Origin of the sequence: Aquimarina megaterium XH134 (assembly GCF_000520975.1) — a bacterium.
In the GTDB taxonomy this organism is placed as follows: Bacteria; Bacteroidota; Bacteroidia; order Flavobacteriales; family Flavobacteriaceae; genus Aquimarina; species Aquimarina megaterium.
In genome coordinates this window covers 136,653-154,209 of record NZ_JACB01000032.1, presented here as the reverse complement: position 1 = coordinate 154,209, position 17,557 = coordinate 136,653, and the positions used below count along the sequence as shown (strand labels likewise).

General features: G+C 33.3%; 9 protein-coding genes. All 9 read right to left on the bottom strand.

Annotated elements, in window-relative coordinates; genetic code table 11:
- Complete coding sequence (locus Z053_RS0117220; RefSeq protein WP_025666231.1) at positions 1 to 4,389, bottom strand: CusA/CzcA family heavy metal efflux RND transporter; 4,389 nt, start codon at positions 4,387 to 4,389, stop codon at positions 1 to 3.
- Between the two features lie 125 nt (positions 4,390 to 4,514).
- Positions 4,515 to 4,829: a DUF6660 family protein gene (locus Z053_RS0117215; RefSeq protein ID WP_025666230.1), complete on the bottom strand. Its 315-nt coding sequence runs from the start codon at positions 4,827 to 4,829 to the stop codon at positions 4,515 to 4,517.
- Positions 4,830 to 5,478: 649 nt separating this feature from the next.
- A complete protein-coding gene (locus Z053_RS0117210; protein ID WP_316930194.1) occupies positions 5,479 to 6,081 on the bottom strand; it encodes a type 1 periplasmic binding fold superfamily protein in 603 nt (200 codons plus the stop codon).
- A 14-nt stretch (positions 6,082 to 6,095) separates the two neighbouring features.
- A complete protein-coding gene (locus Z053_RS0117205; RefSeq protein WP_025666228.1) occupies positions 6,096 to 8,489 on the bottom strand; it encodes a TonB-dependent receptor in 2,394 nt (797 codons plus the stop codon).
- A 77-nt stretch (positions 8,490 to 8,566) separates the two neighbouring features.
- Entirely contained in the window at positions 8,567 to 8,851 is a 285-nt protein-coding gene (locus Z053_RS0117200) for a hypothetical protein (protein ID WP_025666227.1), read from the bottom strand.
- Positions 8,852 to 8,908: 57 nt separating this feature from the next.
- A complete protein-coding gene (locus tag Z053_RS0117195) occupies positions 8,909 to 9,757 on the bottom strand; it encodes an alpha/beta hydrolase family protein (RefSeq protein ID WP_316930193.1) in 849 nt (282 codons plus the stop codon).
- Between the two features lie 38 nt (positions 9,758 to 9,795).
- Positions 9,796 to 12,531 carry a PD-(D/E)XK nuclease family protein gene (locus tag Z053_RS0117190; protein ID WP_025666225.1) on the bottom strand — a complete coding sequence of 912 codons (2,736 nt, stop codon included), beginning with the start codon at positions 12,529 to 12,531 and terminating at the stop codon, positions 9,796 to 9,798.
- 169 nt (positions 12,532 to 12,700) lie between these two features.
- Entirely contained in the window at positions 12,701 to 14,098 is a 1,398-nt protein-coding gene (locus Z053_RS0117185; protein ID WP_025666224.1) for an OmpA family protein, read from the bottom strand.
- 285 nt (positions 14,099 to 14,383) lie between these two features.
- On the bottom strand, positions 14,384 to 17,536 hold the full coding sequence (locus Z053_RS0117180; RefSeq protein ID WP_025666223.1) for a UvrD-helicase domain-containing protein: 3,153 nt from the start codon (positions 17,534 to 17,536) through the stop codon (positions 14,384 to 14,386).
- Between the last annotated feature and the right edge of the window lie 21 nt (positions 17,537 to 17,557).

Sequence of the window (17,557 nt, the reverse complement as noted above, 5' to 3'; positions counted from 1 at the left end):
TTATTGAATTGCGTTTATACTTTCAATTTCGATAAGAGTTTGATTGTAAGCGTTTATGAATTCTAAGTATTTGGTTTGAATTTCTAGTGCCCGATTGAGTCCTTGTACATATTCTATATATCCTATAGCTCCTTCTGTAAAACCTCGCTGAGATTGTTTTAATAACAGTTCGGATTGTGAAAGCGCATTTTTCTCATAATACAACAAGTTCTTTTGGTTTTTTTCTAGTCGTTCCAAAAGCATATTTAACCGAGTAGTGACTTCATTTTCAACCACATCTAACTGTGCCTGACTTTCTTTTTGACGAATTTTGGCAGCTTTTATTTTTGCTGCATGTGGTTTGCCCCATATCGGAATAGCCAAACCTAACTTTACCCCGGTAAATCTGTCTCCAGAATCAAAAATCACATCGGATCCATTTGCGGTTTGTCCCGGGCCATTAAAAGATTGATTAAAATACCCTAATGTGATATCGGGAAGCATTTTTGATACGGCTACCGATTTCTTAATATCGGCAATCGCTATTTGTTCCTTGTAAAAAGATAGTGTAGGATTTTTTTCTACAGCTGTAGTATTTTGATCTACTGGCAGTAAATTTGATTTTACTTTTAAATCTCCTACAGCAATATCAACCTTGTTTTCAGAATTTACCAATTTTTGCATAAGCAATTGATATCCTCGTATGGTTGCATTATTCTCCTGTATTTTAATTTGTAAATCTGCAACTTCTGCATTGGCTGTTGCTTGTTCTAATGCATTACTTTCTCCTGTTTTAAATCGCAGGTTTGCAGCATATACAAATCGCTGATAAATACTATCTTGTTTTTGAAGTAATTGTTGCTTACTCTTTAGGAACCACAATTGATAATACGTTGCTTTTAATTGTGTTACTATTTTATTTTGAACCACTTCCTGATTCAATTCACTGGATTTTATTGTTGCTTTAGCCAACTTATTCTGGTTGGTGTAAAGCGTAGGAAAGGCAAACGTCTGGCTGATACTAAACCGAGTATCATTATCAAAATCGCTATTGGTTTGTCCATATGTCAGATCAAAATCAGTTTTGGGCAGGTTAAAACTAGTTCCTTTTAAGGCATGTTCTTTCTTGGTTTGAAGCGCAGCAACTTTTAGGTTTGGATTATTTCTTAAAGCTGCGTCCATAACTTCTTCTATACTTTGATATATGGTTTTTGCTTCACTAGTCTGAGCATTTATGCTAGTCATATTTCCTGTTACTCCAAGAAATACTACTAGTAAAAGCATTGCTTTTTTTGGTTTCATTTGTACTCTTTTTTCAAAATAATAATAGAGAATAGGTAATACTACCAGAGTTAAAAAAGTAGCGGTAATCAATCCTCCTATAACTACTGTTGCCAGAGGTCGCTGTACCTCTGCTCCCGAAGTTTGAGAAATTGCCATTGGTAAAAATCCTAATGAAGCAACAGTTGCAGTCATAATTACGGGTCGTAATCGAGTTTTGGTTCCTTTATAGATTCGTTCAAAAATATCGGTAATACCTTCTTTTTTTAATCGATTAAATTCTGCAATAAGTACAATTCCGTTTAAGACTGCTACGCCAAATAAGGCTATAAAACCAACGCCAGCAGAAATGCTAAATGGCAAATCTCTAAGCCAAAGAGCAAAGACACCTCCTATAGCAGAAAGAGGGATTGCAGTAAATATTAAAACTCCTTGTTTTAAAGAACCAAAAGTAAAATACAATAGAATGAAAATAAGCAGTAATGCTAAAGGAACTGCTATCGCCAAACGTTGCTTAGCTTTGATCAGATTTTCAAATTGACCACCATAAGCAACGGTGTATCCTGATTCAAAATTTACCTGATTATCAATTTTAGCGCTAATTTCTTTTACAACACTCTCGACATCGCGATCCCGAACATTGAAAGCGATGATAATACGTCTTCTTGTATTATCTCGTTGTATTTGATAAGGGCCATCTTTGATAGACACAGTTGCCAGTTGTTGCAATGGAATTTGCTCTCCATTACGCCCATTAATATAAAGATTCTGCACATCTGCAAGACTGGTTCTGTTACTATTATCTAATCGTACTACCAAGTCAAAACGTTTCTCTCCTTCATACACCAATCCTGTAGATGCCCCTGCAAAAGCTGCCTGAATTGTATTATTAACTGCTTTAATATCCAAGCCATACTTTGCCAATTGGGCTCTATTATAATCGATTACGATTTGTGGTACTCCTGTCACCTCTTCTACATAAACATCGACTGCTCCTTTAACTTTTCCTGCAATTTTACCAATCTGATTGGCATAAGAGGAAAGTCGGGTTAAATCCTCTCCATATATTTTTATGGCTACATCCTGGCGTACCCCTGTCATTAGTTCATTAAATCGCATCTGAATAGGTTGTTGAAAACCAAAAGCCACTCCTGGTAGCACTTCTAAAGCTTCTGCCATTTTATTAGCCAATTCTGAACGATTGGAAGCAGATACCCACTTTGATTTATCTTTAAGAATAATCATCATATCTGCGGCTTCTACAGGCATAGGATCAGTAGGTATTTCTCCCGAACCAATTTTTGAAACCACTTGTAATACTTCTGGAAAATTATCGAGTACTATTTTCTCTGCTTTGGTTGTAGCTTTTATTGTATTAGAAAGAGAGCTTCCGGTAAGTACTCTGGTTTCTACAGCAAAATCACCTTCTTCAAGTGTTGGAATAAATTCTCCTCCAAGGTTATTAAACACCAAATATGCTATTATAAAAAGTCCTGATGTAATTGCCAGAATAAATATTCTACTACGCATCGACCATTTAATTATAGGTTCATATAGTCTATAGAAAAAATTCATGATTTTATCAGAAATATTCTCTTTATGGGTTCCTTTTTTACTCAACACCAATGCAGACATCATAGGAACATAAGTTAGTGATAGTATGAAAGCTCCCAGGATAGCAAAACCAACTGTCTTCGCCATTGGACCAAACATTTTTCCTTCTGTTCCTACCAGGGCTAAAATGGGTAAATACACAATAAGAATAATGATTTCACCGAAAGCAGCAGAATTTCTGATTTTACTAGCTGATTTATACACTTCTTCATCCATCTCTTTCTGTGTCAACTTCCTATTAAGTTTTAAAGCTCCAAGATGAAACAAAGTAGCTTCTACAATAATTACTGCACCATCTACTATCAAACCAAAATCAATTGCCCCAAGACTCATTAAATTTGCAGAAACCTCAAAAAGGTGCATCATACTAAAGGCAAACAAAAGTGACAATGGTATTACCGATGCTGTAATAAGCCCTGCACGCCAATTCCCTAGTAATAATAATAGGATAAAAATAACAATCAATGCTCCTTCTATAAGATTAGTAGTCACTGTACCAATTGCATTATTGACTAATTTGGTCCTATCTAAAAAAGGTTCGATTATTACTCCTTCTGGAAGCGTTTTGGTAATAGATGCTATTTTGTCTTTTACATTTTTAATTACTTCTGCAGAATTTGCTCCTTTAAGCATCATTACAATAGCACTTACTACTTCTCCCTCTCCATTACGAGTGGTAGCGCCATAACGAATAGCTTTTCCGGTTTGTACTTTGGCTACATCACTAATTAAAACCGGTATCCCATCAGATGTTTGTTTAATAAGAATGTTTTTTATATCCTCTATGGTACCTATCAATCCTTCACTTCGTATAAATAAGGCTTTATCATTCTTCTCTATATAGGCACCACCTGTATTTTGATTATTACTTTCTAATGCATTAAATATTTCAGAAATAGATATATTCATAGCATTTAATCGTTCGGGACGTATTGCAATTTCATATTGTTTTAGATATCCTCCAAAACTACTTACATCTGCTACTCCTGGTGTACCCAATAGTTGACGTTTTATAATCCAATCCTGAATAGTTCTTAATTCTGTTGCATCATATTGGTCTTCGTAACCTGGTTTTGTAGTAATAACATATTGGTAAATTTCTCCCAGACCAGTAGTTAAAGGTGCTATCCCTGGTTTTCCTATATTTTCAGGGATTTGGGATTGTGCTTCGACAAGACGTTCACTAACTTGTTGTCTTGCCCAATACACATCTACGTTTTCTTCAAAAACAATGGTTACTACTGATAGTCCAAAACGCGAAAACGAACGTATTTCTTCAATTTCGGGAATGGTAGCCATTGTAATTTCTACAGGAAAAGTGATTAGCCGCTCTATTTCTGGTGATGCCAATGTTGGAGAAGAGGTAATCACCTGTACTTGATTATTTGTAATATCGGGAACAGCATCCACCGGCAGCTGTTTTGATGAATATATTCCCAAAATAATCAATGCTAGTGTTAGTAATCCAATAATCAATTTATGAGTTATGGAATACCTAATTATTTTATTAAGCATATAATAGTTTTAATTCAGTTAGACATCTCGATTCAATCTGATTTAACAGAATTTCTCGATGTTAAATAGCTGTTACTTTCTTTTAAAAAGATAGCAACAAGACATAGTTATCCTATAAAACTAAATTAAACTTGCGGTGGTTGGAATAGTGTATTAGAGATTTCTTTACCAACACTATCAAAATGGGCAAATAACTCTGTAGAAATTTCTGGAGATATTAATTGATACGTATCAATACTAAAATCAATAACATGAACGTGGCAACAATGACATTGACAGAAAGGAGAGCATAAATCATTCTCTATACTATGATCGTGATTTTCGCAAGAATCTGCAAAAGCTTCAATTTGAGAATCCTCTGTGATAGGTATACTATCATTACAAGGCATAAAATCGAGTGCCAGAAAATATATTGATAATATGAATGCTAAAATCTTCACATTACAAAGATAGTAATATTGTAATGCAATGGTATTGCAAAATTACCTAGATTCTAAATGTTATTAATTATTTTCTTTGGAAGCACACATACTACTCTTAAAAATAAAAAACAATAAGAATTGGAGTCTGTTTTTTAAGGTTTTATATTCAAAACAAGACCAAAAAAGCGACCCCCGGGTTAACTACTCCCAGGGGTCTAAATTGAAACTTAATTGTATTTAACACAAACTCAACTTATACTAATTATGATAGTTTCAATTATATTGTTTTGTTAGTCTAGGCTTATGATACGAAGATAAGCGCTATCCTTTAAATATTTTAACGTTTTTTTGATGATAATTAACACTTAATAGTATCTTAATGCATTGATAAAACCAATAATACTAACTAATTAAAAGTTAATTTTTAAACTATTTTATGTACCAATTATGGTATATTGATTGTTGTATTCCCAGTGTTTTTTAATTTTTTTCCCTAACACTGAAGACCCTTATTATAGCAAAATTCGTGCCAATTTTTAGGTTAATCTATTTTATTCTAAAAATAAATATGATTTAAAACCCTCGGGTAACTACTCCCGAGGGCTAGAATTGAAACTAATTATGAAATTTTACACAAATTCAACTTACATAATTAATCGAGTTTCAATTATTGTACTGTAATATCAAAACTTTGGGTAATATCTGTATCACCTCCTGCATTAGCAATATTTCCAGCAGCTACTCCATCTGCAGCTTTATTAGGTTGGTGTCTCAATGTTACTGTAAGAGTTCCGGTTCCTGCATCTGTTGTAGTTACTGTAAATGTTAGCCCAACAGGATTAGTGGTTGTAAAAGAGGTTCCATCTTCTTTTTTATAATCTGATTCTTTATCAGTATAAGCTGTCGTGATATTTAATGCAGAACTTGCTTCATAGAAAAATTGATGCTCATCTGCTTCTGCTTCTATTTCTTCGTTAATTAATTCGGCAGGACTCTCGGATTCATTAAGCAATTCTACAGATCCAGTATATGTTGTATTGGCGGTTAAATTACCCGAAACCGTTATTACTGGTGCTACTGGTCCATCTGCTCCATCTTCATCGGCAACAACTAAAGTTACGGTTCCTCCACCGCCAACTAGAGATACTGTCATTTTAGTTATTAATTCCTCTTCATTAACCGGTACAGGATTATCATCATCGCTAGAGCAAGATGCGAATAAAATACCTCCGACGATAAGCGTTGATAAAAGTTTGCGTGTGTTCATCATTTCTAAAATTTAATTTAATAGTTAATTGATAATCTTAATAAAAAATTCCTACCCAAATCATCTGCAAAATATCGCTGACGATTTAAGTAATTTCTATAGCTTGTATTTAATATGTTGTTTATTGTTAATCCAACTTTTAGTTTATTTCGTTCTCCTAAAGAGAACTCCATACTAGTATCTGCATTTAATAAATGATATGCATCTGGAGGAGTATTTACCTCTAATAATACATCTTCATTTTGCTGCGGAGAGAACACAGATATATTGGACGGATACTCATTTTGTCTAAAAAAGTATTGACTTTCTAAAGAAACATTAAGCCCAAACCAATTTTTGTTACTATAAGTAATACCGTTATTAAAAGTTGGTGCAGGGATATTGATTAATGCAGCATCTTTTTCATTTTCTTTTCCTTTTACCATAGAAAAACTATGATCTGTTCTCCAGCTCTGATGCCAATTAGCATAAAGTTTTGCATCAACACCTAATAACCTAACATTGGTTTGTCGATATTCCCAAACAGGAAATGCTCCTCGTATAGATAGTTCAACATCTACAGGTTCTAGCAAAATATAATCATTTATAAAATTGGCATATGGCGCAATTTCCCATCCCCATTTTTCTGTATTCTTTTGTGCGGTTACAGATATTTTATGTGATGTTTCCTGGTCCATTCTTAAATCTCCCAACTCAATTCTGGCAGCCGAGTGGTGTAAACCGTCACTAAATAACTCTGAAGGATTAGGAGCACGTTGTGCCAGCGCATAATTGAATCTAAATTCGTAATCTTCTTTAAAAATATATTGTATTCCAGCGGTACCAGAAATACTATGGTAATCAAAAACTGGATTAGTTAACCATTGTGTATTAAAATCCTCAATAATGAGGTCAGAAAAACCTACATCATATCCTCTTTCTTCCCATCTTGATTTTAAATAAAACTTCTTAGCATCCATACGATTATAATCATATCGAATACCTGCATCTATAATGATATCATTTGTTAAGCTATATTCACCTGTAACAAATACTCCAGCATCATACTTATCATAGTCGGGAATTAATCTTTTTACTCCTGTACTGGGGTCTGCAAAATTATTCTGATATCTAAATAGCACTCCTACATTCCACAGAAAATCAGGATTCGAATCAAAACTAAAATCTGAAGTTAGCGTATGTGTTTTTAGCTCAAGATCTATACTAGGTAATTTGGTAAGTTCTTCTGTTCTGCGAATATCAAACTCAAATCGTTTATTATATTGAAAATCATATTGTGTATTCCATTTCCCAAGTTCTTCAAAACGTTTAAAATACCGAAGACGTCCCAGATGGTGGGTAACTTCTTGCTTAGGATTATCAATCTCATAGGTAAAATCTCTAACAATTGCAGGTCGCTGTTCATTAATAGCATCTATAAGATCGTCTACATTACCAATATGAGATGTTGCCAATACTCCAATTTCATTATCAAAAAAAGAATAATATGCATCCCAGCCGTGGGTAAATTTATTTACTCCAAAAGATAGGGAGGCTCCTTTTTCGAATACTCCTGTATTAGAAAGAACATAGTCTGGTGCTTCTACATCTCCAAAGCGTTTTAATGTTCCTTGTACTTTAAAAAACCATCCGTTTTTATATCCTTTTATCAATTCTGAAGAAACCGATCCTCCTCTACCATTTACAGCTCCCGATAACCGGGTTTTCCCAAACAAAGTATCTTTTGCAGGTACTTTACGAGGCTCCATAATGATAACGCCACCAATTGCGTCTCCTCCATATTGTAATGCAGAAGCTCCTTTAACAACAGTAACATTTCCTGCGGTGTTAATATCTACATTAGGAGCATGTTCGTCACCCCATTCCATATCTTGCATCCGAACGCCATTATTCATGATCAATACACGACTTCCACTAAGACCTTGAATAATCGGTTTTACAATCGTAGATCCGGTATTTAAAGACGAAACACCTGTAATTTCTCTAAGGGCATCTCCCAAAGAGGCACTGCCGTATTTTTCTATGATATCAGAGCCTATAGTTTCTTCTTGAGCAGAAGTTGTTTTAGTATCATTGGCTCCCGAAACTTTTACTTCTTCTAATTCATTAAGGTGATGTTCTAAGGAGAAATCTTTTGAGGACGTTTTGCCTACATCAAGAGTTACTACCTGCGAATTACACTTTTCATGAGAAATAGTAAAAGCATATGCTGTTGCACATAAACCTGTAATAGAATATCTACCAGAAGCGTCTGTCACGATTGTACGATTATTAAATGTTATTGTAGCGCCTTCAAGGGGTGCTCCGTCATGAAAATCTATGACTCTGCCAGAAAGTGTTTTATCACATTCTTGTGCTGAAAGGAGATTAATCCCGAGAAGAAACACAAGTAACCAAGTGTGTCTTTTCATTTGTAAAATAAATAATGGATAAACTGATTGGTATGGATATACCACAGTTAAGTTTCAGTAATAAAGTTTAGGTAAAACTAAGCTGCAGGGGGAGCTTTGTTTAGAAAATTGTAAGCAGCAGATGAATCAAAATATCGATTCACATAAGTTGCTCGAACAATATCGGCAGGAACATGTACTGCTTCAGGAACAGTAACTGTATCTGCAGATGTAAAATTATCATTATGATGATCAGAAGTAAACTTACAAAGAGAGCAGTCTATATCATCAGCATCATGACCTACAATATGCAAGTCTGCTAATTGAATGATACCGAAGAGTACCAAAAATATGGAAGCTAGTATTTGTCTATTAAACTTCATAACAGCAAATAAACGAAAAAAAATGATTGCTTATTATATTTTTTGGCTAAGAAAGTGTTAAAGACGTATGAAATCTATACTTTTTTGTGCTATTGCCTCCAAATGTTTTGATAAATTACTGCTTTGCCAAGGATGTTTTACTCCAAATATATGATCAGCTCCTTCTACCAAGAAAATATCACTGTTAATACTCCATTCATGTATATTTTTACTTTCCTGTACATCAACTGTTGGATCGTCTGTACCGTGAATAACTAAATGTGGAATTTCAATTTTTTTGGCCGCATTAGCGATGGTTAATCTATCTTCATTTTCTATAAAAGATGTATAAAACTGAAAATAATGTGGCATTTGCTGTTTGGTTCTTCCGTTTTCGATATACGTTACTCCTTTCTTCTGCCAATATGCAAAGGCTTCTCCTTTTGGAAACCGGTTTTTATAATCAGAAACACTTGCCCATGTTATTAATGTAGTGATTCTCTTATCTTCTGCAGCTTTAATAGTTACAATTCCACCACCACGAGAATGGCCTATCAAAGAAATGTTTGAAGTATTAATTTCATTTTTGAATTTAAAGTCTGAAGAGGTTACCCAATTTATAATGGTTTCTAAATCATCTAATTCTTTGATATAATTATTATTACCAAAAGCTTCGAGGTCAGGAAAATCTATGGGTTGTTTTATAGTACCTCCGTTATGCGAAAAATTAAATTTTACAAAGAAAAACCCAGCTCTGGCAAAAGCTTCTGCCACCAAATCCCAAGCTCCCCAGTCCTTAAAACCTTTATACCCATGACAAAAAATAACAATAGGTTTTTGCAACTCATTATTCGTATAAAAAACATCTGTCAAAATTGGTTTTTGATGTTTTCCTGCTACTATTATATTTTTGTTTTTGATCATCATAATTCTAAGTATAGAGTTTAGTATCTACGCTATTGCAGCTACACTTCTTTTTCAATAAATGGGATTTCAATATTAAAAATTTCCAGGATCAGTTTTTTTAACTGTAGCAGATAATCGTCAAACACTGCATTTGTAATTTCGTAATTTGCTTTCCCTCTTATGCTTTCTTTTGTTCCAAACTTAAGAAACCCTTCCTGAAGATTCTTAAATGAAATTATACCTGCTTGAAAAGCTTCTGAAATTGGATTTTCATTATGCTGCATGTATGCATATGCCAAAACCTGGATTACTTTGCTATATTTATAGTCGTCGGTAATTATATCCCAATCCATAATAACAACATCATTTCGACCTACTCTTCCTGTCTTATAATCTATTATCCTTACTTGTCCATCTAGCTCATCAATACGATCTACTTTTCCTTTAATATAAATAGGAAAATCCAACTCAGGAATTTTTAATTTTGTTTTTAGATTACTTTCTATGGCCAAAATCTTTAATCGGGCTCCACTCTTTATTAGTTTCTCTTCGGCTTTCAGGAAATTATATACATACTGCTTCGCCACTTCAAAAATCAAAAGATTTTTACCCTGCGTGATATTGAGTTTTGTATATTCTTGTTTAAACTGATCTCGAAGTTCGATATCAATTTGACCTCTCATCCTATTGATATCTTCTATAGTAAGAAACTCACCTTCTAATGGCTTATAAAAAGTTTCGAGTGTATTATGAATAACTGTCCCCAAAGTATTTGCAGCAATAGTTTCTTCTACCTGTTCGGTTTCTGTAACACCCAAAACATATTTATAATAGAAATCCATCGGGTTTCTTATATAAGCAGTAAGTGCAGAAGGGGATAACCCATGTGCACCTAGTTCTTTTAATTTTAGCAAAACAACTTCATTTTTCTTTATCTGCAATGGTTGGTTGGTTAACATTGGCACTTCTGCCGACACTACATATTTTGCAAGTTTATGCTTGGGTCTTTTATCAATATCTAACTGAAGCAAAAACCTACTCTTTTCTCCACCACCTACTCCTTCATCTTCTGTATTATACAGCAGGTATACTTTTTTAGCTCTTTGTATTAATCTATAAAAGTGATATGTATATATAGCGTCTTTTTCTTTATATGTAGGAAGGCTGTATGCTCTTTTGAGATCATAAGGAATGAAAGAATTCATACTTTTACCAGCAGGTAAAACTCCTTCATTAACTGAAGTAATAATAACAGTTTCAAAATCAAGACATCGGGATTCTAACATTCCCATAAGTTGTAACCCACTAAATGGCTCACCAGAAAAATCTAATGTCTCAGACATCATAATATCTTTATACAATGTATATAAAGATCCTATCGTTTCTAAATATTGATAGCTACTATGTAACGTAAAAACTTTATTAAAAACTAAATGAAAATGATATACATATTCTAGTTCTAACTCATCGTTTTTCTTATCAAGATTATCCTTGAGTAATAGTATTATTTTTCTACAATTTTCTAAGGCTGTAGTAACATCTTTCCAAGGTTCAAATATTAATTTAAGCGCTTGTTTTTCCTTATCCGAAGCTTTTTCCTGTAGTTTATCTAATGTTATGTAAACGATATTTTCTTTAGAAATGGTATTGATCAATCGTGTTGCTTCAAATCCTAATATTCTATATACAGGTAAGCTATTTAAAATTTCTAATACTAATTTATAATAGAATCCTTTGGGGTTAGAATTTTTATGAAGACCAAATACCAGCTCAAAAAATGCAGCAATAGGAACTTCTTTAAGAGGTAGTCCCATTGTAATATTTAGGGCTTCGATTGTATTAGGTAATGAATTAAGTAGGGGTTGCAATAGCGTTTCGTCTGCAAGCACTAAAGCTGTTTTTTCGACCTCGGACTTGGGTATCGATGTAAGTAACTGACCAATAGATTTTGCTTGCCCTATATTTTTAGGTACCCCTACCAGAGTAATGTCTTTTTCTTCAGAAAAATTGTTTTGCACCCATTGAAATGGATTCTTTTTATAATATCCCCATTGATTTTTATATGTTCGTAAGAATAACGATGCTTCGTGGTAGGTATTCTCCATAAAAAACTGATCTGCATCCCAATACACCCGAGCAATATTAGCTTCTAAAAGTGATTGAAAAATGATCTGTTCTGCATTATTCAAGGCATTAAACCCTACCAGGATATGTGTTCTATTTTCGGTATTAATATACGTCTGGATATCATCTGATGCTTTTCTGTACAGCAACCCTTGATATCCTATTTTTTTAGAAAGTAGTTTATTTTTAAAATTATCATAGTAATCCATCAGATTTTCCCAAAATCTAATATAATTTTTAACCAATTCGGTTTTTTCTTTTTGTAAATACCAATGGTTTAAGTCTTGTATTCCTGATAAATAAGCAAAAAAGCTCTTATGATCTATACAGTACCTGTCGATTTCATTAAAATCATAGATTAAGGTCTGAGCCCAATTACCAAATGTTTCAAAATCTTCCTTTTCTAGGTGAGTATGAGTGTTTAAATATGTTTCATAAAACTCAAATAACGTCTGTACGTTATCAATCTGTTGCAGTCCTGATAATCGAACAATAAATTCTTCAATACTAAGGATTATTGGCGCAAAAAGAGTTTGATCGGGATAGGTCTCTAAAAGTTCTTTTTTAAGAAAAAGCCCTGCTCTTTTACTAGGTACCAGAAAAATCAGATCACTTACTTTTTCTGTAGTGCCTTGCACTTCTAGTATAACTTCTTTTAGAAAACTTTTCAAGTATTTATGATTTTAAGTACAAGATATTAAATCTCTAAACAAACCTTAACCCGCTAAGCAGAATCAATCGTGCTAAATTAAGATATTTTATATCTATTTAATTTTCTAAAATAAAAAACGTCCCGAAAATTTCGGGACGTTTTATTCGTATGATTAAGAGAGTTTATTCTTATTTTACTAAGTTGATCTCTACACGTCTGTTTTCTTTTCTACCCTTTCTAGTTTTATTAGAAGAGATAGGTCTGTCTTCACCATAACCAACAGCTGATAATCTGAACTGATCGATACCATTTTCTGTTAAGTAGTTCTTAACAGCATTTGCTCTAGAATCAGATAATCTTTGATTAAGTTTAGCACTTCCTACACTATCAGTGTGTCCTTCTACAGTAAATTTAGCAGTAGGATACTCTTTTAATATACCAATGATATCTCCAAGTACTGAGTGAGATTGTTCTTTGATTGTAGATTTACCAGAATCAAACAAGATAGTTTTTGCATACTCATTAAGAGTCTTCTGTACTTCTTCAGTTACTTCTGGACAACCATTGTTAGCAACAGTACCAGCAACGTCAGGACAGTTATCATCTTTATCTAATACACCGTCACCGTCTTTATCTTGGTAAGGACATCCGTTATTAGCAGCTGGTCCAGCTTCATTAGGACAACCATCTTTACCATCAGCGATACCATCACCGTCAGCATCAGGACATCCATTAAGAGCAGGTAATCCAGCTTCAGTAGGACACTCATCTTTAGGATCTGGAACTCCGTCACCGTCAGTATCAGGACATCCATTAAATTCAGCAGTACCTGCAGTATCAGGACATTCATCTTTAGCATCAGTGATTCCATCACCATCAGTATCAGGACATCCGTTGAATTCCTCTAAACCAGGAACATCTGGACACTCATCATCTTTGTCATATATTCCGTCACCGTCAGTATCTTTACCTCCAAATGCGAAAGTAAGTCCTGCAGAATGTTGGAAATGAGTTGGTGGGTAACTACCAGTCTCATAATCTTCAAATACGTGCTTGTAAGTTGTTTGAAGGTTAAATGCCAAGTTTTCAGTTAACCAAAAGTTGAATCCAAGAGAACCGTTTAATGTTCCAGCTCCTTTTTCATCAAGCCAAGTATAACCTCCACCTACACCTAAGTAAGGATCGATCCAACTTGAACCAAATGCTTTCTTAAAGCTGTAGCTAATTCTACCATCTAAGGCATAATAAGATAGGTCATCAACTTTTAAATCTTCTCCTGTGGTAGGATTTTCTCCCCAGTTTTCTATTTTGTTAACCGATCCTGCCGCTGTAAAACTAAAACCATCTCCTATATATCTACCAACAGATAATTTGGAAACAGATGGAAGGATGTTCCAGTGGTCACTAGCATTAAAATATTCATCGAAAATTTCTCCCTGACTAGTAAGGTCTCCCCCAGTAGGAAAGATGTCAACGGCATTAATGCCTATAGAAACCGCCCAAGGATTGTTTTCATCTTGTGCATTCGCCGTACTAAATCCAAGTACAAGTAACGAAGCCACTAAAAATCTGCTAAGATGTTTCATATTCAATAATTTAATTTTTAAGTGTTAATTAGAGCAAATGTAATATGTTAAAAATAACTGTCAAAGATAAATCTAATAAATTTTTCTTAACAGGCCAGCATATATCGCAGCTTTGGAGAGTGTAGTCGTTTTTTCTTACAGTTTTCAAGCCCCAAAAAAAGCAATAATTTTAACCTTATTAGAGAAAAATTAAAGTATCTATCTCAGCAATTACGTTACAATTATAAGATAAAAATACCTTTTATCCTTAAATTTCTTTTAGTAATTATAAAAATGATAGTTTATTTATACGTGTTTTAAAGTGATATTATCATTAAAATAAATTAGAATTTTACCTTTTATAGTGTGCCCTATTTTTTCAAGAAGTGATGCATAGCCCTGTATTTGCATAGCGTGAGAAGCATTATGAACTCCCGTTTTATAATCTATTATAGTGGTTCGATTATTTTTATCGACTACTATTCTATCTGGTCGAAATAATCTTCCATTAGAAATTATATCTCTTTCATTATATACTACATTATCTAAAGAAAAGTATTGAGAAAGCTCTGGATGGTCTACAATACCTTTTATTTCATCATAAAGTATTTCTTTTTCAGAAATAGTAATTTCCCCTGTTTTGTGGGCTTCTTCAACAACTCTTTTCACATCCTTATATGTATCGATAGAAGCCATAAGATCATGTATCAAATTTCCTTTTTCAATTGCATTCTGTTGAGATGTATCCCATAGTTTACCAGAATTGGTTACAATATTTACCTTATATTTTCCCGAGGAGTCCTCGAATCGAGAAAGTTTAATCCCTTTTGGTTTGTCTTCTATATCTGTATTTAAAACCTCTGGTTTTAAAGGGTAGCCAAAAGTATACTCGGTTTTTTCAGGATTCCATTGATCTAAATGTTTTAGATATGCAATCAATTTTCCAGAAAAAGTATTTGGGTTACTTTCTCCTTTAGAATTTAATTTCAAATTAGAAACAATATACAGTTGTTCTTTTGCACGAGTAAGTACAACATATAATAGATTAAACGCATCTAACTCTAATTGAGCCTGCCTGTTTAATACAATTTCTTCTGCATCTTTACCATACTCAGATATCCCTTTATTATAGTTAATAAACACTTCTTCAAAATTGCCATATTTTTTACTATCTACTGCCAGCCAGGTTTTGGGCTCTATTTCTTCATAGATATCTATATTAGCATATGGGTAAATAACACAAGGAAACTCTAGCCCTTTTGCTTTATGTATAGTCATGATCTTAATTGCCTGCTCTGTTTCTGGAGCAACAATACTTAATTTATCTTTTTTGATATGCCAATATGATAAAAAACCCACAATACCTTCTGTGTGTTTTTGGGTAAATGCAAACACAACATCTAGAAAAAATTGTATATACGCTGTAGTACTATCGGCAAGAGAAAAACTGGCTATAATATATTCTACTGCGTCATAAAGAGGTTTTATAGCTACTTTGGCAAGATCAAAATCAAGCCCTAGAGTTTTAAGTTCGGAAGAAAATGTATTTTTAGTACTGTTGATCATTTTTTCCAGAAACAAATGTTTTTCTTGTATTGAGAACTTCTCGGTCAAGAAATGTAATACGTTGATTTTTGATTGAAGATGATCAGGTTGTATGCACCAGGTAAGCAGGTCAATAATAAATACAACTTGAGGAGCATTATTAATTAATAATGTTTCTGAAGAAATTATAGACAGCCCTTTTTGGGTAAGAAGGTCTGCTATGACAGCACCTTCTTTTTGTTTTCTTACGATAACACATATTTCATTAAGAGGATACCCTTTTTTGTTTAGTTCGAGTACTGTTTCATATACTTTCTCGGGATATAAATCATTTTCCTGAGCTACATTTTTTGCTTCAACAAATGATAGATTAACGTATCCATTTTTTTTGGAGTTAACTTCTTGTTTATTGCCTACTACATATAATTCTCGATGTTTTTCATTTTTAAAATCACCCGATAAAAAAGTAAATAGACTATTATTGAATTTAATAATTTCTTCGTGACTACGATAATTCCTAGGGAGATTAAGAACTTGTTTTTCCTGTATTGAAAAAGGGTTTTCATCAGATGATAAATTGATAAATTGTTCTGCTTTCCCTCCTCTCCATCGATAAATTGCTTGTTTTGCATCTCCTACTATAGTAACCTGCCCTCTTTTACCTGTTAATGTTTCTGTCGAAACTGCATTATCAATAAGAGGAATCAAATTATTCCACTGTAATTCTGAAGTATCCTGAAATTCATCAATAAAATAATCTCTATAACGCTCTCCTAAACGTTCGTATATAAATGGAGCCGGCTGATCCTTAATCGCTTTACTTATAATCGTATTAAACTCTGATATCAATAGAATCTTTCTCTCTTTTTTGATTCCGATTAATTCTTTATTAATTGCATTTAATACCGAAAGAGGTGTAAGGTTTTTGATAATATTCTGAAAAAAACCAACTTGTATTAACAATTGCTTTGTTGCTAGAAAAGCATCTTCTACAGAAGATCTAATACTATCGATTAGTTCTTTTTTATGAGGGTCTAACTTAGCATTATAGAAAGAGGCTTCTTGTATATTCTGTTTCCAGGCTGCTTTAAAATCTGTTTTTACCTCGCCTTCTACAAGTTTTAAAAAGTGATTAGGAATTGAGCTTCGAGTAAAATCTGCATATTCTAATCCTTGGGTTCTAATTAGTTGTAAAACTGTATTCGACTTAGAAATAATATCTTTCTTACATTCGGCGACTTTTTGATTCAACTGTTTTTTTAGAACCTCAAAATCGGTAATTGTTTTATGCGAAAGTTTATTAAGGTGTTCTCTGTCATTTTCACTAAATAACAATCTTGCTATCTTATTAAGTTCTATAGTGATATCCCAACTTTTATCATCCTCTAGCTTGCTAATCGCAAAATCAACAATCAACCTGGTCAGTTCTTCGTTTAGTCCTATTTTGGCAACTACAGCATCTACAGCTTCTTCAATTAAAGCATCTGTATCCATTTCGATCTCAAAATTCATAGGAATCTCTAAATCATGTGCAAATGTCCTGATTACTCTATGTGTAAATGTATCAATAGTAACAACATCGAATGCTGCATAATTATGAAGGATACTTCTAAGAATTCGTTTTGCTTTTTGTTTAAGTTCGAGTTCAGGAATTTTGGTCTCTGTACTTAATTCACTTAACAAACCTTGATATTTTGATGGAGTATCAAGAGCACTTATAGCAACTAAGTTCTCTAATATTCTGGATTTCATCTCAGCTACAGCTTTATTTGTAAAAGTAATTGCCAGAATATTTTTGTAACTATCTCTATACTCTCCTTTTAAAAGAGCTATCAAATATGCTTTTACCAAAGTATAGGTTTTACCAGCACCAGCAGCAGCATTGTAAACAATAAAAGCGGTAGTAGAATTCAATTCTTTTTTTTACTAAAATAC

Coding starts and splice junctions, on each gene's coding strand:
- Z053_RS0117220 (WP_025666231.1), bottom strand. CDS start 4,389: ATGCTTAATAAAATAATTAGGTATTCCATAACTCATAAATTGATTATT.
- Z053_RS0117210 (WP_316930194.1), bottom strand. CDS start 6,081: ATGATGAACACACGCAAACTTTTATCAACGCTTATCGTCGGAGGTATT.
- Z053_RS0117205 (WP_025666228.1), bottom strand. CDS start 8,489: ATGAAAAGACACACTTGGTTACTTGTGTTTCTTCTCGGGATTAATCTC.
- Z053_RS0117200 (WP_025666227.1), bottom strand. CDS start 8,851: ATGAAGTTTAATAGACAAATACTAGCTTCCATATTTTTGGTACTCTTC.
- Z053_RS0117195 (WP_316930193.1), bottom strand. CDS start 9,757: ATGATGATCAAAAACAAAAATATAATAGTAGCAGGAAAACATCAAAAA.
- Z053_RS0117185 (WP_025666224.1), bottom strand. CDS start 14,098: ATGAAACATCTTAGCAGATTTTTAGTGGCTTCGTTACTTGTACTTGGA.